Annotated in this window: 18 protein-coding genes; 12 read left to right on the top strand and 6 right to left on the bottom strand. The window is 35.2% G+C overall.

Going from position 1 to position 22,113, the window contains the following annotated elements; all coding sequences use genetic code 11:
* Positions 1–13 precede the first annotated feature (13 nt).
* Positions 14–1,360 (top strand): PrsW family glutamic-type intramembrane protease, encoded by a 1,347-nt coding sequence (locus tag EHQ43_RS12965; RefSeq protein WP_135771412.1) that lies wholly within the window; start codon positions 14–16, stop codon positions 1,358–1,360.
* Between the two features lie 8 nt (positions 1,361–1,368).
* Here the strand turns inward: EHQ43_RS12965 and EHQ43_RS12960 are convergent, their stop codons facing one another.
* Positions 1,369–2,430 (bottom strand): LB_137 family protein, encoded by a 1,062-nt coding sequence (locus EHQ43_RS12960; protein WP_135771411.1) that lies wholly within the window; start codon positions 2,428–2,430, stop codon positions 1,369–1,371.
* 63 nt (positions 2,431–2,493) lie between these two features.
* Here EHQ43_RS12960 and EHQ43_RS12955 point away from each other — a divergent pair, with 63 nt between their 5' ends.
* Both EHQ43_RS12955 and EHQ43_RS12950 read left to right on the top strand, forming a co-directional pair.
* A complete protein-coding gene (locus tag EHQ43_RS12955; protein WP_135742026.1) occupies positions 2,494–4,017 on the top strand; it encodes a PP2C family protein-serine/threonine phosphatase in 1,524 nt (507 codons plus the stop codon).
* Complete coding sequence (locus EHQ43_RS12950) at positions 4,014–5,567, top strand: tetratricopeptide repeat protein (protein WP_135771410.1); 1,554 nt, start codon at positions 4,014–4,016, stop codon at positions 5,565–5,567. Before EHQ43_RS12955 ends, EHQ43_RS12950 begins: the two co-directional genes overlap by 4 nt.
* Before the next feature lie 25 nt (positions 5,568–5,592).
* On the opposite strand, the gene EHQ43_RS12945 is transcribed toward EHQ43_RS12950, so the two are convergent.
* Both EHQ43_RS12945 and EHQ43_RS12940 read right to left on the bottom strand, forming a co-directional pair.
* Positions 5,593–5,916, bottom strand: coding sequence for an STAS domain-containing protein (locus EHQ43_RS12945; protein ID WP_135742024.1), 324 nt, complete (start codon positions 5,914–5,916; stop codon positions 5,593–5,595).
* A 110-nt stretch (positions 5,917–6,026) separates the two neighbouring features.
* Positions 6,027–6,206 carry a hypothetical protein gene (locus tag EHQ43_RS12940; protein WP_135742023.1) on the bottom strand — a complete coding sequence of 60 codons (180 nt, stop codon included), beginning with the start codon at positions 6,204–6,206 and terminating at the stop codon, positions 6,027–6,029.
* 106 nt (positions 6,207–6,312) lie between these two features.
* Here EHQ43_RS12940 and EHQ43_RS12935 point away from each other — a divergent pair, with 106 nt between their 5' ends.
* Positions 6,313–8,421, top strand: a complete 2,109-nt coding sequence (locus EHQ43_RS12935) for an EAL domain-containing protein (RefSeq protein ID WP_135771409.1) — start codon at positions 6,313–6,315, stop codon at positions 8,419–8,421.
* On the top strand, positions 8,418–9,194 hold the full coding sequence (locus tag EHQ43_RS12930) for a M48 family metallopeptidase (RefSeq protein ID WP_135771408.1): 777 nt from the start codon (positions 8,418–8,420) through the stop codon (positions 9,192–9,194). Before EHQ43_RS12935 ends, EHQ43_RS12930 begins: the two co-directional genes overlap by 4 nt.
* Before the next feature lie 6 nt (positions 9,195–9,200).
* Here EHQ43_RS12930 and EHQ43_RS12925 read toward each other — a convergent pair whose 3' ends face one another.
* Both EHQ43_RS12925 and EHQ43_RS12920 read right to left on the bottom strand, forming a co-directional pair.
* Positions 9,201–9,746 (bottom strand): MORN repeat-containing protein, encoded by a 546-nt coding sequence (locus tag EHQ43_RS12925; RefSeq protein WP_135771407.1) that lies wholly within the window; start codon positions 9,744–9,746, stop codon positions 9,201–9,203.
* A 44-nt stretch (positions 9,747–9,790) separates the two neighbouring features.
* On the bottom strand, positions 9,791–11,773 hold the full coding sequence (locus tag EHQ43_RS12920; RefSeq protein ID WP_244242801.1) for an ATP-dependent helicase: 1,983 nt from the start codon (positions 11,771–11,773) through the stop codon (positions 9,791–9,793).
* Between the two features lie 92 nt (positions 11,774–11,865).
* Between EHQ43_RS12920 and EHQ43_RS12915 the strand changes: the two genes are divergently transcribed.
* Positions 11,866–12,957 (top strand): response regulator, encoded by a 1,092-nt coding sequence (locus tag EHQ43_RS12915; protein WP_135771405.1) that lies wholly within the window; start codon positions 11,866–11,868, stop codon positions 12,955–12,957.
* A gap of 7 nt (positions 12,958–12,964) precedes the next feature.
* Here EHQ43_RS12915 and EHQ43_RS12910 read toward each other — a convergent pair whose 3' ends face one another.
* Complete coding sequence (locus tag EHQ43_RS12910) at positions 12,965–13,315, bottom strand: hypothetical protein (RefSeq protein WP_135742017.1); 351 nt, start codon at positions 13,313–13,315, stop codon at positions 12,965–12,967.
* Between the two features lie 226 nt (positions 13,316–13,541).
* On the opposite strand from EHQ43_RS12910, the gene EHQ43_RS12905 reads away from it, so the two are divergent.
* The 6 genes from EHQ43_RS12905 to EHQ43_RS12880 are packed head-to-tail and all read left to right on the top strand — an operon-like array spanning position 13,542 to position 22,112.
* The gene (locus EHQ43_RS12905; RefSeq protein WP_135771404.1) at positions 13,542–16,448 is read left to right on the top strand and encodes an LPS-assembly protein LptD; all 2,907 of its coding nucleotides are present in this window, start codon (positions 13,542–13,544) and stop codon (positions 16,446–16,448) included.
* Positions 16,449–16,461: 13 nt separating this feature from the next.
* On the top strand, positions 16,462–17,862 hold the full coding sequence (locus EHQ43_RS12900) for an undecaprenyl-phosphate glucose phosphotransferase (protein ID WP_135771403.1): 1,401 nt from the start codon (positions 16,462–16,464) through the stop codon (positions 17,860–17,862).
* A 9-nt stretch (positions 17,863–17,871) separates the two neighbouring features.
* Positions 17,872–18,156 (top strand): Asp-tRNA(Asn)/Glu-tRNA(Gln) amidotransferase subunit GatC, encoded by a 285-nt coding sequence (gatC, locus tag EHQ43_RS12895; protein ID WP_135742014.1) that lies wholly within the window; start codon positions 17,872–17,874, stop codon positions 18,154–18,156.
* Positions 18,153–19,619, top strand: coding sequence for an Asp-tRNA(Asn)/Glu-tRNA(Gln) amidotransferase subunit GatA (gatA, locus tag EHQ43_RS12890; protein WP_135754135.1), 1,467 nt, complete (start codon positions 18,153–18,155; stop codon positions 19,617–19,619). The genes gatC and gatA overlap by 4 nt, the downstream gene beginning before the upstream one ends.
* Position 19,620: 1 nt before the next feature.
* Complete coding sequence (hisF, locus tag EHQ43_RS12885; RefSeq protein WP_135742012.1) at positions 19,621–20,388, top strand: imidazole glycerol phosphate synthase subunit HisF; 768 nt, start codon at positions 19,621–19,623, stop codon at positions 20,386–20,388.
* Complete coding sequence (locus tag EHQ43_RS12880; RefSeq protein ID WP_135771402.1) at positions 20,385–22,112, top strand: sodium:solute symporter family protein; 1,728 nt, start codon at positions 20,385–20,387, stop codon at positions 22,110–22,112. Before hisF ends, EHQ43_RS12880 begins: the two co-directional genes overlap by 4 nt.
* Position 22,113 lies beyond the last annotated feature (1 nt).

Below are 22,113 nucleotides of genomic sequence, written 5' to 3'. Positions count from 1 at the left end.
TTAATAAAAGTAAATGTCCATACAAATTTCAATCCCAAGTCTGGTCATTTTTTTCATTAATCTTGCGACCTTAGCATTTTATTATGCATTTTATCGTTTTCATTTTTACCGATTTACCGAAGGATTTTTGCAATACACGGCTCTTGCCTTTTCTTTATTTAGTGCAGGGATTGCGATCGGTTTACAGGCAATCTTATTACAACTAGTGCCAAATGGTGGGCCAATTTGGAATTCGTTTTTCCTTTCTTCATTTGTAGAAGAATTTGCAAAACTACTGGGCATTTATCTTTTCTTTAGTAAAAATCAAGATGAATTCACTGTTACGGATGGAATTTTTTATGGTTTAGTACTTGGTGGAGGATTTGGCCTAGTCGAAAACATTTTGTATTATATCAACACTGGTTTGTGGTCCCAAGTTTTGCGTTCTATCACAGCACTCCCCATTCATATGATGAACGGTGGTTTGGTGGGAGCTTTCACGATGATGTTTCTTTTCCATAAGAACCCACTTTTCAAATGGGGAAAACTTTTTTACGGTTTAATGATTTGTGTGTTCTTTCATGGTTTATACAATCTTTCTCTATTTCAAGAAATTGACTTACTTGTGATTTTACCAATTTGTATCTTATTTTTATTCTTTTTCTTAGAAATCATCATTGCTAAATCAAGAATCCTTGTACCTGGACATATCTTAAAATTAATGGATATGAGCATGGAAGAATATGAAATTTTAAGCAGACACAATCGGCATGAAGGTTGGATTCAAAATGTTCAAAAACATATTTCCACTTCAGGAATTCGTTTGTTCCAATACCCAAATTTGCGCCATACAATCCTTACAACTTTCTTTTTAATTCCAGGTGTCCTATCGATTTATTTGTTAAATGAAGCGCCGGATTGGATTAGTCATAAGTTTCCTGACCTTGTTATACAAGACTATTTTGCATTATTTGTGATGTATCCAATTGTCCTTGCTTTGATGTTTTTCTTTGCGGGGATATTGAATCCATATTTTTTTCGTGACCGAATGCTCGCCGTCCCTCTCTTTAGTTCGGTTGATATGCATATCAAGGAAAAAGAAGAAAATTCAGCAATTTTTCATATTAAGGCAAACTTGTTTTACCTTCCTACTTCTCAAAACTATCCAAAAGATACTGAAGCAAGATTTGACTTATGGTTAGGTCTAAACTGTTTTTCTGGACTGAATGGAAAAATATTATGGAGTCGGGAGAATGAAGAAGGGAATTGTGGAGTGATGTGTGAACTTAACTCAATTCCTTTTTCATTTTTACTACAATGGAATTTTTTAAGATTCAAACAAAATTTAAAAAATCTATTTTTAAGAAAAGTAAATGTTTAGTTATATTTTCAAAACTTGGATTCAAAACTGAATCCGTAAGACATAAATTCATTTGGTTTCTGAAATGAAGGAATGTTATAGTACAAATTTGCATTTGGTTTGAAATCAATGATTGGTTTTAAATAAACAGCTTGTGATCCTTCTTTATTAGAATCCCTTTGTCCTAAATAAAAACTATCGATAAAACTATAAGTAAGCACAGTTGCAAAAATTGCTGCATATATTGTAAATCGTTGTCTGTGGAAATCATAACGATCATTACCCAAAGTATTAGAAAATAAAAAAACTCGACCATCACCCGTTGGGATGTATTCGATATCTTGATTGATCGCCTTTACGGACATATTGTACTCATATGCCATTCCGATCCCTGAAACAAGTGCTGTTCCAAATAATAAAGCAGCTTTTCCATATTTTTTTTCAGAGACAGAGGCAAATCCTGGAATCACTTTCGGAGTTTCTTCTTTGATCACTTTGGCAATGACAGATTTGTTTTGGTATTCGAACGACTCAAAATCCAAAACGTCTGCCGTTTCTAATTTTTTTTCATCGGTTTCAATTAACATTTTACCGCGATCTATCGATTTATAAATTCCAATGATTTCTTTACCTACAAAGTTCCACTTTCCTTTGGCCCCAAATTGGATGTAACGATCTACAGGTAACCCAGATTCTTTTTTTATTTTTAAAGTAGTTATTTTTTTTATAGGAATTGTTTCCAATTCCAATGGACTGCTTTTTTTCGAAAAACTAGCATTTGTTTTAGTAAGCCTAGTTAAGATGAGGTCGCAATCTTCGACTCCAAACGTTTTGTAATCGGCACAAGCTGGCAATCCATCATATCCCACATCAATGCCTATCACATCTTCGTTTGGAAACTTATATCGTTTCCCTTGGTCCATCCATTCTACGTGTGTAGGGGTCACATTCTGTACTTTTCCATTGAGTACTTCCCCCGATTTTAATCGAATTTTGTCCGCTTGGAGAATAGACCCCGGTAATACCCATCCCAGGAGGAGTAGAGTCAGGCAAAACTCACGAATCTTTATTATGTGGAACTTTAAAACCAATGGAAATTCTCAATTTTGTGATAGATTTCTATCACTTAATTATCGACAATACTAGTAATTGCCGTGAACAAAAGCAAAATCAAAACGACGAATTCCTTACGCTTTAAGATTGGACTCTTTTATTCTCTCTTAGCTTTCCTAAATATCATCTTTTTTACTGTGATGATCTTCGAAAATCAGTCGGATTTGCTCCTAAAAAACTTCCAATTCCAATCTGAAAATTTAGCAAATACGATCCTAACAGACATTCAATCGATTGGGCTAACAAAACAAAGAGACGAAAGTTTCGAAGTTTTTCGAAAAACTTTAAAACTCTATGAAATTTTGCAATTTTCTATTTTTGATTCGGAAGGAAATATCATCCATACTGAACCCGAAACAAATTCAGGATCAGAATCCAAAACCATTCCAGAATCGGTACTCAAAAAAACGAAAGAAGTATCTTCCGATAAAGAAGGGAATTTGTTCAAAGCACGGTATAGCCTTGATTTGAATGAATCCGATTTTACTGTGAATTTTCTTTTGCCCATCCAACTTGCAGATGGAATGGAAGTCTTTTTATATACACATTTTAATATTTCCTCCATCCAAGATCGTTTGAAACAACTTTATATCCAAGTAGGGTATGCTGTGATCTGGGGAGTATTGTTTCATATAATTTTTGCAATCCTTGTGTATCGTGCGATTTTCAAACGAGTGGGTGATTTGGAAGTTGCTTCAAAAGACATGGCGACAGGAAATTTAGAAGCAAGAGTCAATTGGAAATTCAAAAGTGATGATGAACTAGACAGTTTAGGTAAGTCCTTTAACCAAATGGCAGAAGAGATTCAAAATAAAGTAACAACGATTACGCGCTTAAACCAGGAAATCAACCAAGAACTTCAAATTGGAAAAGAAGTTCAAGAATTGTTTTTACCTTCAGTTAAGAAGTTTAAAAAATTTAATATCGGAAAATTATATCGTCCAATGCGAGAAGTATCTGGCGATTTATACCAATACTTTCAAGTTCCTGAACAAAATTTTTATGGATTCTTTTTGGCAGATGCTTCTGGGCATGGAGTTTCAGCGGCTCTAGTAACAGTTGTTATGGCAATGTCTTTACAATCCATTATGAAAGAAAACCCGGCACCTATTCATGCGATCAATTCATTAGGTGAGGTAATTGCCAATCGTTTACAGGCTTCCTTTTTTGCTACTGGCGTTTTCGTCGTTTTTGATGAACCAGGTGTAGTTAAATTTGTAAATGCGGGCCATAACGCACCCTTCATCATACGACCCTCAACGAAAGAAGTTCGATTTATCGATAGTTCTGGTCCACCTTTAGGAATGGGTGATGATATTCAATATTCTCTTGAATCCTTTCCTGTTGAACCAGGAGATAAAATCATCCTATATACAGACGGGGTTGTGGAAACGCCAATCAAAGAAGGTGGTTTATTTGGTTTAGAACGTTTTACGGAAATTGTATTAGAGAATATCCATTTAACAAATGCTGAAATCGTTGAGAAAGCAATGGCTTTACTCGATGAAAAACATGAAGAATATAAGGATGATGTCACAATGCTTGTCCTTGACGTACCAGAATGAAAAAGTTTTTCTTTTTCTCCTTATTTGGAATTCTATTTTTATTCTTTGCAATGGCATCTGAGGCCATCGTAAGTGTGAAGTTACAAGAATTACGATTTGGTATCTTAAGAGATCAACTCATGAATTATGAACTTTCTTCACAAACCTTACGTGAAAGATTAAAACAAATGTTTTTGTCAAAAGATGACTACATGTCTGAAGTTAAGGTGAATATCTTAGAATCAGGGATTATGAACTCTGAAACGGAAGGTTTGGATTTAAAAATGAGTTGGAAAGACCGCTTTGGTCTTTCTGTGATCAATTCAGTTCGTTTTCTCAATCTAAAGTCTCCACTAGAACTAGAGGAACAACAAAAAACAATTATACGTTTACAATTTGCTTTTTATATGGAAAGGACAAGGAAGTATCCGATTGCTTCTAAAAAATACCAAGAACTAGAAGAATCAATCACAGCTACATTATCGGATGAGATGGCATTTACTTTGTTACACCATGGGTATTGTTTAGTGATGATGGGAGAACGAGAAAAGGCATATGTAAAATTAAACAAAACAATTGATTTGTTTCCCGGATCTCATTATGCCGAGAATGCATCCCTTTTAATTAGTTTTATAGAAGATGGTCAAAAAAAGAAAAACGAATTAAAATCTAAAAAGAAATCCCCAGAGGAACTAGCTTACTCTCTATTTCAGAGTGGTGATTATGAAGAAACTTTAAAAGCATTGGAAAGTTTACCAGTTCTTACAAACGACCAATCTTACATCAAAGCAAGATCAATGGAAGAACTTGGAAAAACTTCCAATGCAGTGAAAGAATACATACAATTAGTCAAACAAAAGGAAAACAAAGACGTTGCGATTAGAGCGAATCGACGTTTATTACTGATCGGTAATTTTTACCAAGAAAATAAATCCCTTGTTGCGTTTTCAAAGGAAGAGGCAACTAAGTTAGGTGATGCAAAAGCAGCTGAAAATATTGAAGAAGGTAAAAATTTAGTTTTAAAACCAGTAATCATTGAAAAAATATTAAAAACAGAAACAACTTCAAATTTATCACAAGAAGAAACAAAAGAACTGAATCAAATCAAAGAAGAAATCAAAGTTTCATTAGAGGATTCAAAAGTAGAAACTAAGAATTTAGCTGCCGTTGTTTCAGAAGAAAAAATCCCACTTGTTGCTGAAACACCGCTTGCCACAGATAAAAAAATAAATGGACCAACTCAGAACATTACCAAAAAAGAAGAATCTAATCTACCCATCAAACTCAAAGTAAAACTAAGAGATGGTCGAGAAGTTGTTTGTGATGAAATCCAAATCGAAGGGAATCTTGCGAGTTTGAAACTTGGAACTTTTGGTTTGAATTTACCTTATGACCTGATCGTATCGGTACAATCCACAAATCTTAAAAAAGGGAAAGTTAAAATCGGGACTAACGTTGGTGTGACTGGTGAGTCTTCAAAATGGTTTCAAAATCAGGGAGGGGATTGGATTTTATCGAAGGATTCAGAAAATCCAATTTCTAGAGCCGAAGTGAAATTCTTTCGGCTCTGAAAGAATCAATGAATGTTTCAGTGAATTAAGGGAGTTCTCCTTCTCCACCTAAAATGGTAAAAAACTTATCCAAACTGGATAGTTTTAAGATGACCATAACATCTTGGCTGACATTCAAAAGGAAAAACTGACCTTCTTCCGATTTCAGTTTCTTTTGTAAATTGGCGAGTAAAGCAATCCCAGATGAATCCAATAATTTGATATTGATCATATCAATTGCAACTGATTCGGCTCCATCATCAATAATTTTATGGAGCTCTTTTTTAAGTGCTGGTGCAGAATAAATGTCGAGGGATCCCTCTAGAGTAACAACTGTATGATTTTTAACTTGTTTTGTTGTGAAATTCATTGAACTTCCTACTGGCACGTATACTATCTGTTTTTACACAATTTTTGTAAAGAATTTTTGTAGAATTGATTCCCGACTGAAATCGGATATCCATTCTACTAGAAAAAACCCTAGTTTTGCAATTTTTTCAAAACTAATGTGATCGCTTGGTTGAATCCATCAAACCCACCTTTGTCGTAGTCATTTAAATTTTTGTACTCCAAATCACTCATATCCAGGAGTAACCTTCGCAACTCGTGTTCTAAATGCTCTTTTCGGATGTAACTTGTTTCAAAAACCTTCGGATGCACACTCCATACGACGAAATTTCATATAAAATTCGAATCATTTTTAGGTTGAGATTTTCAGATTTTTCCCCATGATAATCGGAGAGATCCGCCGCTTTCGGCATTTAAAATGGGCAGTCCAATCAGTGTATTAATTCTAGAAAACGATTCCAATAGCGTTTTTGATATTGTTCGTGAAATGAAGGCTAATGGTCTTAGCCCTTTATACAAAGTAGTGGAGTCATTTGGTTCATTTGAATCGACAGTCTTAGAAGAAGATTGGGACGCCATCCTTTGTAGTACAAGAAAACCCTTTCATTTAGAAATTTCATTATATTTGAAATTCTTAAAGGAAAAAGACTTAGATATCCCAGTGATCTTAATCAGTGACGAAGAAAACTTTCACAAAAACCTGCAGTATATGAAATCGGGTGTGAATGATATTATCGACCGTAAAACACTTCTTAGACTAGCAGAAGTTTTAGAAAGAGAAAGAAGGGAACTTGTTTTCAGAAAGGAAAAAAACACCACAGAAACATTTTTATACCAATCGTTAAAAGAGATCCAATTGCAAAAGTTTGCTTTAGACCAAGCAAATATTGTTTCGATTACCGATGCAAATGGAATCATCACCTATGTGAATGATGCCTTTGCAAAAGGAACAGGTTTTCAAGTTTCGGAATTACTTGGACAAAATCATCGAATTTTAAAATGCCAAAACAAAACAAAAGAAGAATGGGCTAAAATTTGGGAAACCATACATAAAGGTAATGTTTGGCGGGGTGAAATACTCAATACTAAAAAAGATGGCACCGTATTTTGGGTTGATACGACCATCGTACCATTTATTGGGCATGATGGATCCGTATTTCAATATATTGCAATCCACCATGATATCACCGATCGAAAATTAGCAGAAGAACAACTCACTCACGATGCTTTTTATGACAGCTTAACTGGGTTACCGAACCGAGCCTTATACTTAGCAAGAATAGAACAAAAAATATTTGCCTACAATATCAAACAAGATGGGTATCCCATTCTTTTTTGTATCAATATCGATAATTTCAAACGTATTAATCACTCCATCGGCAATGAAGCTGGTGATAATATCCTCATCATCTTTTCGCAAAGGTTAAAACAATTTTCTGACAAAGATGCAATCATCACAAGATTAGGAGCAGATAATTTCTCAATTCTCTTAAATCATTTGCTCTCAATCGAAGAAGCTGTTGATTACGCATATCGTCTGCTCGAATATGTGGGAGATCCAATTCCCATCGGTGGTTACGAAATTTATTTAACGGCTTCTTGTGGAATTTCTGCATTTGGACTCGGTGGGAAAGAAGCGGATGTATTGTTACGAAATGCAGAAATTGCGATGTTCCATGCAAAATCGCAAAAAGTAGGGACAGTATCAGTTTTCAACCAAGCAATGCAGGAAAAAATCCATTTCCAACTTGAAATCCAAAACGATCTCAAAAAAGCACTCAATCATAATGAAATATCTGTTTATTACCAGCCGATTTTGGATTTAAAAACCAATCGAATAGGCCATTGGGAAGCACTGGTTCGGTGGAGGCACCCACAAAGGGGAATGGTCTCTCCAGCAGAATTCATTCCCCTCGCAGAAGATTCTGGTCTTATTGTTCCCATCACACGGTTTGTACTAGAACAAACTGCGAATGTGATTGAAGAAGTGCAAATCAAAAAGGGAAAACAAATTTCGATCGCTGTAAACTTAAGTCCTCAAGTGTTTTTTGATCAGAACATTTTCCATTGGATTGTTGACTTACACAAAGAAAGAAATATTCCATATACATCTCTTCAGGTTGAAATCACAGAAAGTCTTGCAATGAAAAACTTAACCGAAACGGTACCGATTCTTTCTAATTTGATTGATATCGGTGTCAAGGTCGCTTTAGACGATTTCGGAACTGGATTTTCATCTTTATCATATTTAGAAAAACTTCCACTTTCAATTTTAAAAATCGACAAATCTTTTTTAAACAATGTTCATGTTGGCTCGAAAGAAAGTTTTTTACTCATATCAATCATTAATATGGCACATGACTTGGGTTATTCGGTCGTAGCAGAAGGTGTCGAAGAGTTAGAGCAATTGGAACTCTTAAAGTCATATGATTGTGATGAAATCCAAGGGTATTGGTTATCAAAACCAATTCCTTTTCCTGAAATCATTCCATTCTTAGATCAATTTTATAATAAGGAAAATCAATGAAACGATTTTATACTTTTTTATCCATTATTCTGTTCTTTCTCCAATGTAATACTTCTCCAACAGGTAGAAGACAAATTACATTAGTTGATGACTCCGAGATGAATGAAATGGGTACTCAGGCTTTTTATGAAATGAAATCCAAAACACCCATTGATACTAGATCCAATACAAATACTTATGTAAAATGTATTGTCGAGAATCAGCTTGTGGTTACCACTGATACAACAGGAGTGGATCAGTGGGAAGTAGTTGTTTTTAGAGACAATACACCCAATGCCTTTGCATTACCTGGTGGAAAAATCGGAGTGTATACAGGGATGTTTTCTGTAGCCAAAAACAAAGACCAACTAGCAGCCGTAATTGGGCATGAAATAGGTCATGTAATTGCAAGGCATGGAAATGAAAGAGTTTCTCAAAACCAATTGACCACAGGTTCCGTTAAAATTTTAGAAACATTAGGAAAACCAACTGTAGCAGGTGCCCTAGGCATGGGTGCAAAATTCGGTGTTTTGTTACCGTTTTCAAGACAACATGAGTCAGAAGCTGATTTGATTGGATTAGAGATTATGGCAAAGTCTGGTTTTGATCCGAGAGAAAGTGTCAATCTTTGGAAGAATATGAGTGCATTGGGGAGTGGTAAACCGAATGAACTTTTATCTACTCACCCTTCAGATGAAACTAGAATTCGCCAACTGAATGAAGCCATGCCAAAGGCTATGGCTTTGTATGAAACTGCAATGCAATCAGGTAAAAAACCAAACTGCAACTTGTGAATGAATTCATTCACATAATAATTTTCTACCAGAGATTTTACAATTTCTTGATTTTCCATCATCAATGAGAACTCCGATCCCTTCTTGGCCATCGGAGGTAAAATCACCTGAAACGGATTTGCCATCTTTGAAACTATACGTTCCTTTTCCGTTGATTTGACCATTTTGAAATTCACCAACATACTTGTCCCCGTTTTTGAAATTATATTCACCAGGGCCTTGTTTTTTATCTTCCACATAAGTTCCGCTAAACTTTTCGCCATCTGCGTAAACAAAACTACCAGTTCCATCTCTTAAATCATTTTTAAAAGATCCTGAGTAAATATCGCCATTTTCATAAACATATTTGCCAACACCGTTAACACAATTTCCTTCAATACAACCAAATTTTTTTCCACTTTTCTCAGGGTCTTCTAAATTCGCACTTCTAGAATTTGACTTTGGATCTTGGTTTTTTGAATCGGCTGTATCTTTTGGATCGTTGGATGCACAAGTGACAAATAATAATAACGAAAAAGAACTGAAAATAATGGTAAAATAGTGATTCTTCATAAATCCCCCAATGATTAGAATTTTCTAGGATGATTTGGTAAAAATCAATTCAAAAAGTAGTTTTGAATATTTTGGAAGGGATCGTTTGAAGAGGGATTTGCCTTATTATTTAGATTTTCTTTGGAATTTTCCTGTTTTTTTGCCTCTAAAATTTGAAACAATTCTTTATCCTTGGGTAAATCGGAAACAAACCGACTAACAGGAGTAAATCTATTTTTGTCGTTAAAAGATGGATTGGTTAAATATAAGACATCCTTTGCTCGAGTAATGGCAACGTAAAACAATCGCCTTTCTTCTTCTAATTCTTCAGTTGTACGAATCCTACTGTGGGGTAGGTTTCCTTCTACAACTTGCATCGTAAACACATACCTCCATTCCAATCCCTTTGCCGAATGGATTGTTGACAAAGTGATAAACTCATCGTTTTCATCATTATGATTCCCTAATTCCTTTCCATCCACCGGGTTTAAAATCAAATTGGATAAATAATCAGATAAGTTTGATTCTTGTTTTGACAATAGGATAAGAGCCTCTAGGTCTTGTTTTCTTTTGTCCGCATCATCATAATTCAATTCCAGAACGGAGGAATAATGTGATAATACTTTTTCTAATATTTGATTGGTCGATTGAGATATTGGTGAGAGGGAATCTAAACATTCCATTAACTTTGTAAAAGAATCTTTTGTCGCTTCAGGTAATCCTAAAAAGAAATTGGAATCTTCTCTCCAATGGAAAAAAATTGATTCTAATTTTTTATATAAAACTTGTGAATACTTTTTACCTATTTGATTTTCTAATAATAAAATTCGATTCCAAGACAGAATATCTTTATGATTTTCAATCACTTTGAGATAAGCTAAGATATCTTTTACATGTGCTAAATCAAAAAACTTCCTCCCTCCATATTTTTTATATGGTATTTTCTTAGCATTCAAATGTACTTCGAGTAGGTGGGATGAATAACCCGCACGAAAAAGCACAGCCATTTCAGAAAAGGCAATCCCTTCTTCATACAATTCCAATATTTGGTTACTGATCCAATCTGCTTCCTCTTCCAAAGATTCTATTTGTAAAAGATAAGGTAATTGTGCTTTTTTTTTGTAAGGTGAGATTAGATATTTTTTGTAATTTTCAGTGCTATTTTCTAGAACTGCATTTGCAAAGTTTAAAATCGGTTGCACACTCCGATAGTTTTCTGTTAGTTGAATGGAAGTAGAACTGGGAAAAATTTTGGGAAAATCCAACATATTATGAACATTTGCCCCCCTAAACCCATAAATACACTGTGCATCATCTCCCACAACCAGTATGTTTTGGTGTTTACTTGCCAATAAACAAGCTATATGTGCCTGGATACGATTTGTATCTTGGTATTCATCAACCAATATGTATTCATAAATTGATGACATTCGGTCTCGAATCGATTCGTCAGTCATTAACAACTTTCTCGTAAAATCTAATAAATCATCGAAGTCTAAAGAATTGTGTTTTAATTTGAGATCAGTAAATTTTGTTTTAATTTCTTGGATTTCTTTAGTAATTCCTAGAAACATTGGGTATTCTTTTTGTAAGTATTTTTCGAGAGAAACTTGTAAGTTAAAACAAGTTGAAAAAATCTCTGCAAGTGTTTCTTTTTTGGGAAACCTAACTTTAGTGGCATTTGTGACCACTTGGTCTCTTGCCATACCAACAAAACCAATGGTATCTTCTTCATCTAATATTGTAAAATTTGAATCTATTGGAATCGCATTTGCATATTTTCGCAGGAACAAATGACAAAATGAATGAAACGTTCCTCCTCGAACAGACATCATTCGATTGTCTAAAATTCGAGAAGCCCTTCCTAACATTTCTTTGGCAGCACGCCTTGTGAAAGTCAGGAGAAGAATGGATTCAGGATTAGTACCATTTTTGACCAAATGGGCAAGTTTATGAACTAAAGTTTTCGTTTTTCCTGTTCCTGCACCTGCGATCACTAAAACAGGTCCACGTGGCGCTAAAACCACCTGCTTTTGGGCTTCATTCAATTCCTCTTCCACAATACAGAGATTTGTTGTCCGGATTCTGTTGACAAACGGAAATTATTCTGTTTGATAGTGAGAACTGGTTGTGTAAAACAATGACATCAATTGTGGGAAATGAAAAAGAAACAGATGTAAAAAAAATCCTCGTTGTAGAAGACGAGAGGATCATTGCGATTAATATTTGTTCTACATTGAAACAATATGGATACAATGCCATTTATGTTTCTGAAGCAAATGATGCCATTGACCAAATAGAGTCCGAACACTTTGATTTGGTGCTTATGGATATCATGTTAAATGGTCCTATGGATGGAATTGAGATTGCTGGTAGAATCAAACGAACAAAAGAAATTCCAGTCATTTACCTCACAGCTTATTCGGATGAAGCCACGATCAATCGAGCAAAAACCACGGAACCCTTTGGTTACCTCATCAAACCATTCAATAGTAGAGATCTTTATATCTCTGTGGAAATGGCAATTTATAAATCACAAGTACAAAAACATATCCGTGTAGTGGAAAGTCGTTTAGCAGAAAACCAAAAATGGGAAACCATCGCACTTGTTGCTTCAGGAATCTCACATGAAATCAATAATCCGCTCACATCCATTCTTAACCTCGCTGATCTTATTGCTTTAGAAGCAAAAAAAACTGCAAATCAAACCCTCAAAGAAAAAGCAGTCAAAATCACGGAAGAATCAGAAAGAATTGCAAAAATTGTTAAAAATTTAGTATCTTATTCTCAATCCACAAGTTCTCAGTGGACATACTCGAATCTAGTGAGTATCTTAAATGACACTCGCTCTTTTCTCCACCAATACTTTTTAAAAGAAGGGATCCAATGTGAATTGGAAATGGGAGATGTTCCTCATGTCTATTGCCAACCGCAAAAAATCAAACAAGTTTTACTCAACTTGATCCAAGATGCAAGGCTTCGTGTCAATACAAGAGAAGATTCAATTGGTAGAAAGATCTCTGTTAATCTGTCAGTGGATGAAAGGGATGGGAATGAATTTGTGCAAATCCGAATCCAAGACAATGGGGGAGAGGATTTGATGATGGGTATTTCTCAAATGAACTCATTGGATGTGACAAGGAGTATCATCGCCGAACACAAAGGTAGTTTGTTACGTGATGAAACCAATTCCTCTTGGGTGTTCACATTACCAATTGTCAAACCTGTATAAATTGAAATTAAAGATTCCCTGATAAGATTGGTTTTTTTTCGAAGCTAGGGTTTTCTAAAAGTTTAAAAAACAAATGAATTCGATTCGAATGTAATAACCAATTATCTTCTGATAAAAGTCCTGCTAAGAAAAAATTAAAATCTTTGTAATGGGCAAATGAAATTTGAGGGTTCTTTGAAAAATCAAGGAGGATCGCAAGTGCCAAACGATTCGCACTTTCTTCTGGACCAAATCCATCCGTCAGGATTTGGATGGAAGGCTCTGGGACTTGGACAATATGTTCTTCATTCCCCTCTCTGATTTTGAGAGTGTACCGAAGTGTTCCGGGGATTCGTTCTCCAGAGTAGGTTTTCGCCATTCAAAACTCACCTATGCTCAAGGGATTCGAGCCATTTGATTATGTCCATTCATCGGATCCTTACGCAACCTCTTTTTCAGCGATTTTACGAGATTCCGTCTCGAATTTCTACCTGGTTTTCCATTGATTTTTTCGATAGGGGTAAAACTCTCGTTCTATACTTCCAAAGCCCGCTGTGCAAAAATCCATTCATTTTCTCATACTATTTTGTGGTTTTCTTATCGGAATGGAAATTCTGGCACAGGATACCAATGGCTTAAAATTACTATTCCCAGACCAATCGATCCCTACAAAAAACCAACAAGAAGAAGAAAGAAAACAAACATCAGCACAAATACAGCGGGGACTCGTTCGTAAGTCTGTTGATTCAATGACAGATAGAGAAGTCGAAGACAACCTTCGTAATTTAGGTCTAAATCCTTCCGGTACAATCTATAGCAAACGGGAACGATTGCGTGAAGCACTTGTTCCAGAAGAAGAACCACCGTTAACACCTGAGTCTTTACTCAGTTCCCAACCCAAAAAAGCTCCTCCCATTCAAATTCAAAACGCAGCAGAAGGCCAGCTAATGAATATTGATAAAACAAAAGGAGGAGTCCTTGTTTTAAGAGGGAAGGTTCGCGTGAAAATCAAAGCTGGGGAATTGATTGCAGATTCCGTTTCGATTGATGCAAGCAGGCAAGAAATTTATGCAGAAGGTGGAGTCGAATACAAAGATGGAAATGCCAAGGTAATTGGAGATCGTATGATTTATGATCTTAAATTAAACCAAGGTATTGTTTATAATTCTAAATTGAGTATGTTCCCTTCACATTTTATTGGCCAAAAGATCAAACGTTTAGATGAGAAACGTTATCTCTTAGAAATGGGTTACTTCACTGCTTGTAATGCAGAACTACCTCATGAATCTTTCCAAGCTAAACGTATCGTGATTCATGATGACAGAACGGTTGTTGCACAATGGGTGTCGTATAAAGTTGGGGGTACAACACTTTTCATGTTACCCTTTCTATATAACTCAGAGTCAGGGAACGGGGTCACGACTCAATTTGGTAAAAACAATACACAAGGTTGGTTTTGGCAAAACTCATACCAATGGTCAGATTCCTATCCCAATAGTTTGTTTTTAGCAAATGGGTATAAGTTTCGTTTTGATATGTATGAAAAAACGGGACAAGCTGCTCAATTGGAGATGTGGAAAGTATCTCCAATTTTAAATTATAATATTAATTTAGGTTATGCAAATTATAAAAACAATGCGGTAACTCCTGTTTATGAAGATCGATTCAAAAATGGTGGATTTGGAAATGTAGCTGTTACCAATAATGTAGATCGCGGAGAATTGTTTCCTAATTCAGGACTCCCATATCGTAATACAGGAGTTAACTATGATCCTTGGTGGAAAGCGGATTTACGTTTAAATGCTAAATTTAATGATTTTTCAAAAGATTATACTCGGAATTTCCAATTACAATATGAAAATTATAGCAACAGATTGTTTGATTATGAATTTGGAAATCGATACCAACCATCAAATTCATTACAGTCTTTATATACTTTTCGTGATGTTCGATATGGTTTGATTAGAAACCTTCTTAATTGGAACTTTAACTATACTGAAAATCGAGGCGATTTGAGTGTTGGTATTTCTATGAGCCGAACTCTCATTTACCAAATTCAAGCAAATCAATACTTTGCGGCTCAAGACACTTTACCTGCAGTCACAATTCGTAACTCAAGTAATGTTGGTAACATTCCGGGAACGACAAGTCCAATCTATTGGGATATGTTATTCCAAACCAATATCAATCGAATTTATGGTCCACCTCAACAAAAAGTAAACCCAACCACAGGAATTGTTGATCCAAGAAGTCAATACCAAGACTACGTTTTACGATCACAAACCAATGTGATCGGGGAAACTGGACTTCGTTCTCCGATTGCTATGGGAACTTATATGTCGTTTACTCCATCAGTTTATATGGGTGCAACAAAACAAACCGTTGAATTTCCAGGAACAGGAAGTGAGTTAAATGGACCAGATCGTGATGTTAACAAGGCATATGCAACTTTACTCAAACAACAGTCTTACCAATATGTAAGACAATCGCATACCGTAAGAATGGGGATACCCGAAATATTTTTATCTACCACATACAGAAGGTTAGATGCAGATAAAGCAGAAGCAAAAGATCCAATTCTTGGAAATTTACGCCAACATGAAGCAGAGTTTGCATTGGAAAGTTATGCTTTAAATGATTGGGATATTTCAGTAAGAACTATTCGTGATTTAAGACAATTTTCTTCGACATATAATCCAGGTCTAACAAATATGCAACGTTGGTATTATACCGTTGTACGCATTGGAGGTTTCTTTGATTTCGTAGATGGTTTTTCAACTAGAAGACCAAGTTTATTGGAAAGGAAAAGAAATTTTTATTCAGGTATTTTCATTAATAATGATTACGTGCACCATACACCTCAGAATCGTTCTTTATCCAATAATTTAACAGTATCTTATAAAATGGGTGGGTTCTCTTGGCCTATCATTCGTGCATTTCGTAGTTTAGAAATAGGTTCTACTTGGTATCACGTTTATAAAGATAGTTTTTTAGATAGTTATCGATTCTTTTTTAAAACAGACGTAAAAGTAACAAGATATACTGGCGTCGAACTAGAATTAGATTCAAGAGTAACTGAACCTTGGCGTTTAACTGCACTTGCTCAAGGTCAATTTTATGCATTGAATACAAGTCCAGAACTTTATACTTCTCAAACAGGGACAAATTATGACCAAACTACCATTTGGGAAGACTTAGCGTCAGGAACGGGAGCAAATGGTCAAACGGAAAGACAAAAAACAGTCTTCAATATAAATCGATTCATGATGACATTCAAAATGGACCTTCATAACTGGGAATATCGTCTCGGATACAGTATGAATCTTCGTGCATTACCAGGTGGACTTGCACTCAATAATCAATTAACTTTCTATGACCAATCCGTATATTTATCAGTGAATTTAACAAATTTCAGCTTTGGAGATTCCGCTTCGGCGCAAGCAACGAGAGTAAGATTATATCGATTCAGAAAACGCCCATTAGATGGAACATCGACAGACCTAACAGAGTAAATTAGAGAAACATATGTTAAAAGAACGTAGTCAATCCTTCAAATTATTATTCCTTGTGACTGATTTTTTTATTGGTTTAGCCAGTTTTTTAACAGCTTATATCGTACGTTATTATTTATCACCTGATTCAAGTTTTCAAATCCAAACCATTGATCCTTTCAATTATTTAATTCTTGGAATTGTACTTGGATTCTCTCAAGTTGTCTCTTTTTTATCGATTGATTTATACCATCCAAGACGAGGGCTCTCTTTTTCCGATGAACTGTTTGCCATTATATCTGGTGTAGTTTTAAATTTATTAGTTGTATTATCATTACTCTTTTTCTTTCGAGGCGAAAGTTTTTCGAGGCTTGTCATCGGATATTTTGCGATCAGCACTGTTATTTTAACAACTTTTTCCCATTTTTTACTACGAACATTAATGCAATACCTTAGGAGCAAAGGTTATAATCTAAAATCAGTTCTCATCATTGGAACTGGTAAATCTGCTATTAATTTTTCGAAAACTTTGCAAAAACATTCCATTTATGGATATACAGTCAAAGGATTTGTTTCCGGCAAAAAAAACTTATCCCCCAAATTGATCCAAACAGTCACGACAACTCCAAAACTTGAAAATTACGTCGAAAACAATGATATTGATCTGATCGTCTATGCATTGTCACACGATGAAGGCGATTCACTCAAGGAAGTAATTGATATTGCAGATTTTCACGGAATTGATTTGAAGGTGATTCCAAGTTATGAAGAAATTGTTACAGCAAAAGGAAGAGTCGAAGTATTGGATGGAATTCCAATTATTTCCATTCGGAATATCCCTCTCAGACTAGGATACAATCTCGTATTAAAAAGAATCTTCGATATAATTTTCTCATTATTTTTCATTTTACTCTTCAGTCCGTTTTATATCATCATTGCATTACTCGTTAAATTTACTAGTAATGGCCCTGTATTTTATAAACAAGAACGAGTAGGTTTGGATAATAAGGTATTTGGGATGATCAAATTTCGTTCCATGGTAGTCCAGGCCAAGGAAAAATCTGATACCTTGTGGACTACGAAGGATGACCCAAGAGTTACTGCTGTTGGTGCTATCTTACGGAAATTATCCCTCGATGAAACTCCTCAGTTTTTTAATGTTTTACTAGGAGATATGTCTGTTGTCGGACCAAGACCTGAAAGGCCATTCTATGTTGAAAAATTTCGAAATGAACACCACCAATATATGAGAAGGCATGCAGCAAAAGCAGGAATCACTGGGTGGGCGCAGGTACAAGGATTTCGAGGTGATACTTCCATTGAAAAACGAATCGAAGCTGATATTTTCTACATTGAGAATTGGTCATTATTACTCGATATTAAGATTATTTTATTAACTCCGCTAAAAGCGATTATTGATAGGAATGCCTACTGAGGAAACCATATGGATGAAAAAGAATTAAAAAACATTGCAAATTTAGCAAAATTGAACATCGAAGAAAATGAAATATCAGGTATGTTAAGTGACTTTTCTAGAATTGTCCAATATGTAGATGAAATTAAAAACTTAGATACATCAAAAGTAGGCGATGATGAAATTTACGAACAAATTTTTTATGAACTCCGCAAGGATTTAAGTGAAAACTCTTTAAAACGTGAAGACCTAGCAAAAATTGCACCTTCATATGAAAATGGTTATGTGGTAGTTCCCAAGGTAATTGAAACATGAAAGAATTGATTTATTTAACTTATTCTGAAATTAAAAACAAATTGAATGATGGATCTTTATCTTCCGAAGATTTAGTAACTGCTTACTTACAAAGGATAAATTCAGTAGATTCAAAACTAAAAGCATTTTTGGAAATAAACCAAGAAAAAATTTTGAAACAAGCAAAAGAAAGTGATGTCCGTAGGAAAAGTGGAAAACTTCTTTCGGAGTTTGATGGAATTCCGATTGGAATTAAAGACAATATTTGTATCACAGGTGAAATCACATCTTGTTCATCCAAAATTTTAGAAAACTTTGTATCTCCATATGATGCAACCGTCATAACCAAATTAAAAGAAAAAGGTTTTGTACTTTTTCCTCGTCTGAATATGGACGAATTTGCAATGGGATCATCAACAGAAAACAGCGCATTCCAAACATCAAAAAATCCGTTTGATTCAGAACGAATTCCTGGTGGATCTAGCGGTGGTTCGGCGGCGGCAGTTGCTGCATCCATGTTGCCAGTTTCTCTTGGTTCCGATACAGGAGGATCCATTCGCCAACCAGCTTCTCTCTGTGGGATATGGGGTTTAAAACCTACTTATGGAAGAGTTTCACGTTTTGGATTAATTGCATATGCTTCAAGTTTAGACCAAATTGGTCCATTCTCAAATGATATGCAAGGCATAATCGATCTGATGGAAATATTATCAGGTATTGATTCCAAAGACCAAACAACTGCTAAGGTAGAACATTTCGAATCAAAATCAGTCTCTGATATCGATTGGAAAGGTAAAAAAATTGGGATCATGAAAACCGAAGATTTTAATTTTTCGCCTGATGTAAATGTTAGGTATCTAGAAATTTTAAAATCGTTGGAAGCAAAAGGGGCCCAACTTGTACCTTTAGACTTTTCATTATTGAAGTATGCAATTCCTGTTTATTATCTCATTGCAACTGCAGAATGTTCATCAAACCTAAGTCGTTTTGATGGGATTCGTTATGGTTTAAGAAAAGAAACATCTGGCAAATTAGATGATTTATATTCTGAATCAAGAAGTGCTGGTTTTGGAAAAGAAGTAAAAAGAAGGATCTTACTTGGAACCTTCTCTCTAAGTTCTGGGTATTATGATGCTTATTATGGGAAAGCACAAAAAGCTAGAGTGCTAATCAGAAAACAATACGCAGAATTTTTCAAATCTGTTGATGTAATTTTACAACCTACATCACCAACCACTGCATTCAAAGTGGGAGAAAAAACAAAAGATCCAATCCAAATGTACCAGGCGGATATTTTAACAACTTCTGTTAATTTAGCTGGAGTCCCTGCGATTAGTTGTCCTGCAGGTGTAGACCAAAATGGTCTGCCGATTGGTATTCAATTGACTACATCTCATTTTGATGAAAGCAAATTACTTGGATTTGCAAAATCCTTATCAAATTTAGATCTTTGCAAAGTATCCTTACCAAAAGAGATAAAATAAAATGGATGAACTTACCAAAAGAGTCATTCCTTGTTTGGACATCAAAGGAGGAAGAGTCGTAAAGGGTGTTCAATTTGTCAATTTAATCGATGCAGGGGATCCTGTATCCTGTGCAGTTGCATACGAAGAAAACAAAGCCGATGAACTTTGTTTTTTAGATATCACTGCTTCTTCTGACAAACGAGATATTCTTTTGCATTTAGTGGAAGAAGTTGCCAATAAACTTTTTATTCCATTTACAGTTGGTGGAGGAATCCGAACCATCGATGATGTGAAAGCTGTCCTAAACAAAGGAGCTGACAAAGTATCTATTAACACAAGTGCATTTCAAAATCCAAAATTGTTAAAAGATGCAAGTGAAATATATGGTTCACAATGCATCGTCTGTGCAATTGATGTTAAGTTTCATCCAGAAAGAAAACGATATGAAGTGTATTTAAATGGTGGCAGGGCAGAAACTGGTAGAGACGCTTTGGATTGGGGTAGAGAAGCACATCAAATGGGTGCAGGTGAAATTTTACTCACATCGATGGACAAGGATGGAACAAAAGATGGATTTGATATCAATCTTATGAAATCATTTACCTCAAATTTAACAATCCCAATCATTGCCTCTGGTGGAGCAGGAAATCCTGAACATATGGCTGAAGTGATATTAAGAGGGGGGGCGGATGCAGTCCTTGCAGCTTCTATTTTTCATTTCGGAGAATTCTCGATCCAAGAAACGAAACAAACGATGAAAGAGATGGGGATCAAAGTTAGATTATGAATTCATTTCATATCTTAGATTATTTATTTTTTTTCTTTCCTTTTATCATCATTTTCCTAATCCTTCTTCGCTTCCGATCTAAAAACAAATCGACCAAAGAATATTTCCAGGCTGAGGGAAGTTTAAGTTGGTTCGTTGCTGGAACTGCCATGGTAGCAACAACGTTTGCCGCAGACACCCCACTTGCTGTAACAGAAATTATAAGATCGCAAGGGATTTCTGGAAATTGGATATGGTGGTACATGTCGGTTGGTGGATTTGTTACCGTCTTTTTCTTTTCCAAATTATGGAAACGTTCAGGCGCAAGTACAGACCTTGAATTACTTCAAATTCGATATAGTGGGAAAGAAGCTGAGTTCCTTCGAGGATTTAAAGCATTCGTAATTGGTTTTTTATTAAATTTGGTCATTCTGGGTTGGGTCAATTTGGCAATGTTAAAAATCATTCCTGTATTTTTCCCAATTTATAATCCATCTCTTATATTAATTTTTTTGTTAGTATTTGGTGTCTTTTATACTGCCATTGCGGGATTACGTGGGATTTCGTATATCGATGTTTTCCAATTTTTTCTTGCTTGGATTGGTTGTATTCTCTTTGCCTATTTTGCAATTCAACTTCCATCTATCGGCGGATTGGAAAATCTAAAATCACAATTACCAAATCACAAAATTCTTTTTTTTCCAAATGGAGAAAATGGATCTCTACCTTGGGATCATTTTCTAATTCTTTTAACAGTACTTTGGTGGTCTAGCTGGTATCCTGGATCTGAACCTGGCGGTGGAGGATATATTGCGCAAAGAATCCTCGCAACCAAAAATGAAAGTGCTGCATTGAAAGGAAGTCTCTGGTTTGTAGTCGCTCATTATTTTGTCAGACCTTGGCCATGGATACTTGTAGCACTCGTATCACTTGTGTTATATCCAACTCTATCAGAAGTAGAAAGTGGCAAAGGTTTTTTGATGGTATTACAAGAAGGAATGCCAAGAGGTATGATGGGACTTATGCTCAGTGCATTCCTTGCAGCTTACTTGTCGACACTTGCAACGCATTTGAATTGGGGAGCATCTTATTTAGTGAATGATCTTTGGAAACCATTCACTAAATATTCAAAAATTGATAGCTATTATATAAAATCTTCGTATTTAATCCAATTGATTACAGCATTTTTTTCTTTCTTACTTGCCGTATATGGAATGGACACAATCAAAGGTGCATGGGTGTTTTTATTGGAAGCATCATCTGGTATTGGCTTTGTTCTCATCATTCGATGGTATTTTTGGCGAGTATCTGCTTGGACTGAAATCTTAGCTTTAATTCTTTCGCCTTCTTTGTATCTTTTATTCTCTTTCTTTCTAAAAATCGTATTTCCATATTCAATCTTATATACCGCTGTCAGTTCTGCGATTTTACTTCTTCTTTCCACTTATGTAGTGCCAGGTACCAATAAAGAAATTCTATATTCATTCTATGAAAAAACAAAACCACCATATTATTTCTGGAGAGGTTTTTTTCAAAAGTATCCAAATTACCAACTATCAGTTTATCCAAACAGAATCCTTATATCATTTCTAGGTACAATTTCCGGATTAAGTTTTGTATTCGGAGGATTATATTCTGTACAATGTTTTTTATGGAAGGAAGGAAACCTCGAGTGGGGAATTTTATTTTTTTTGTTAGGATTTCTTGGATTGTTTTATTCAGTTCGAAATTTACAAAACAATTAAA

The sequence above is a fragment of the Leptospira bouyouniensis genome (assembly GCF_004769525.1).
GTDB classification, from domain to species: Bacteria; Spirochaetota; Leptospiria; order Leptospirales; family Leptospiraceae; genus Leptospira_A; species Leptospira_A bouyouniensis.
This window is presented reverse-complemented; position numbering and strand designations above follow the sequence as displayed.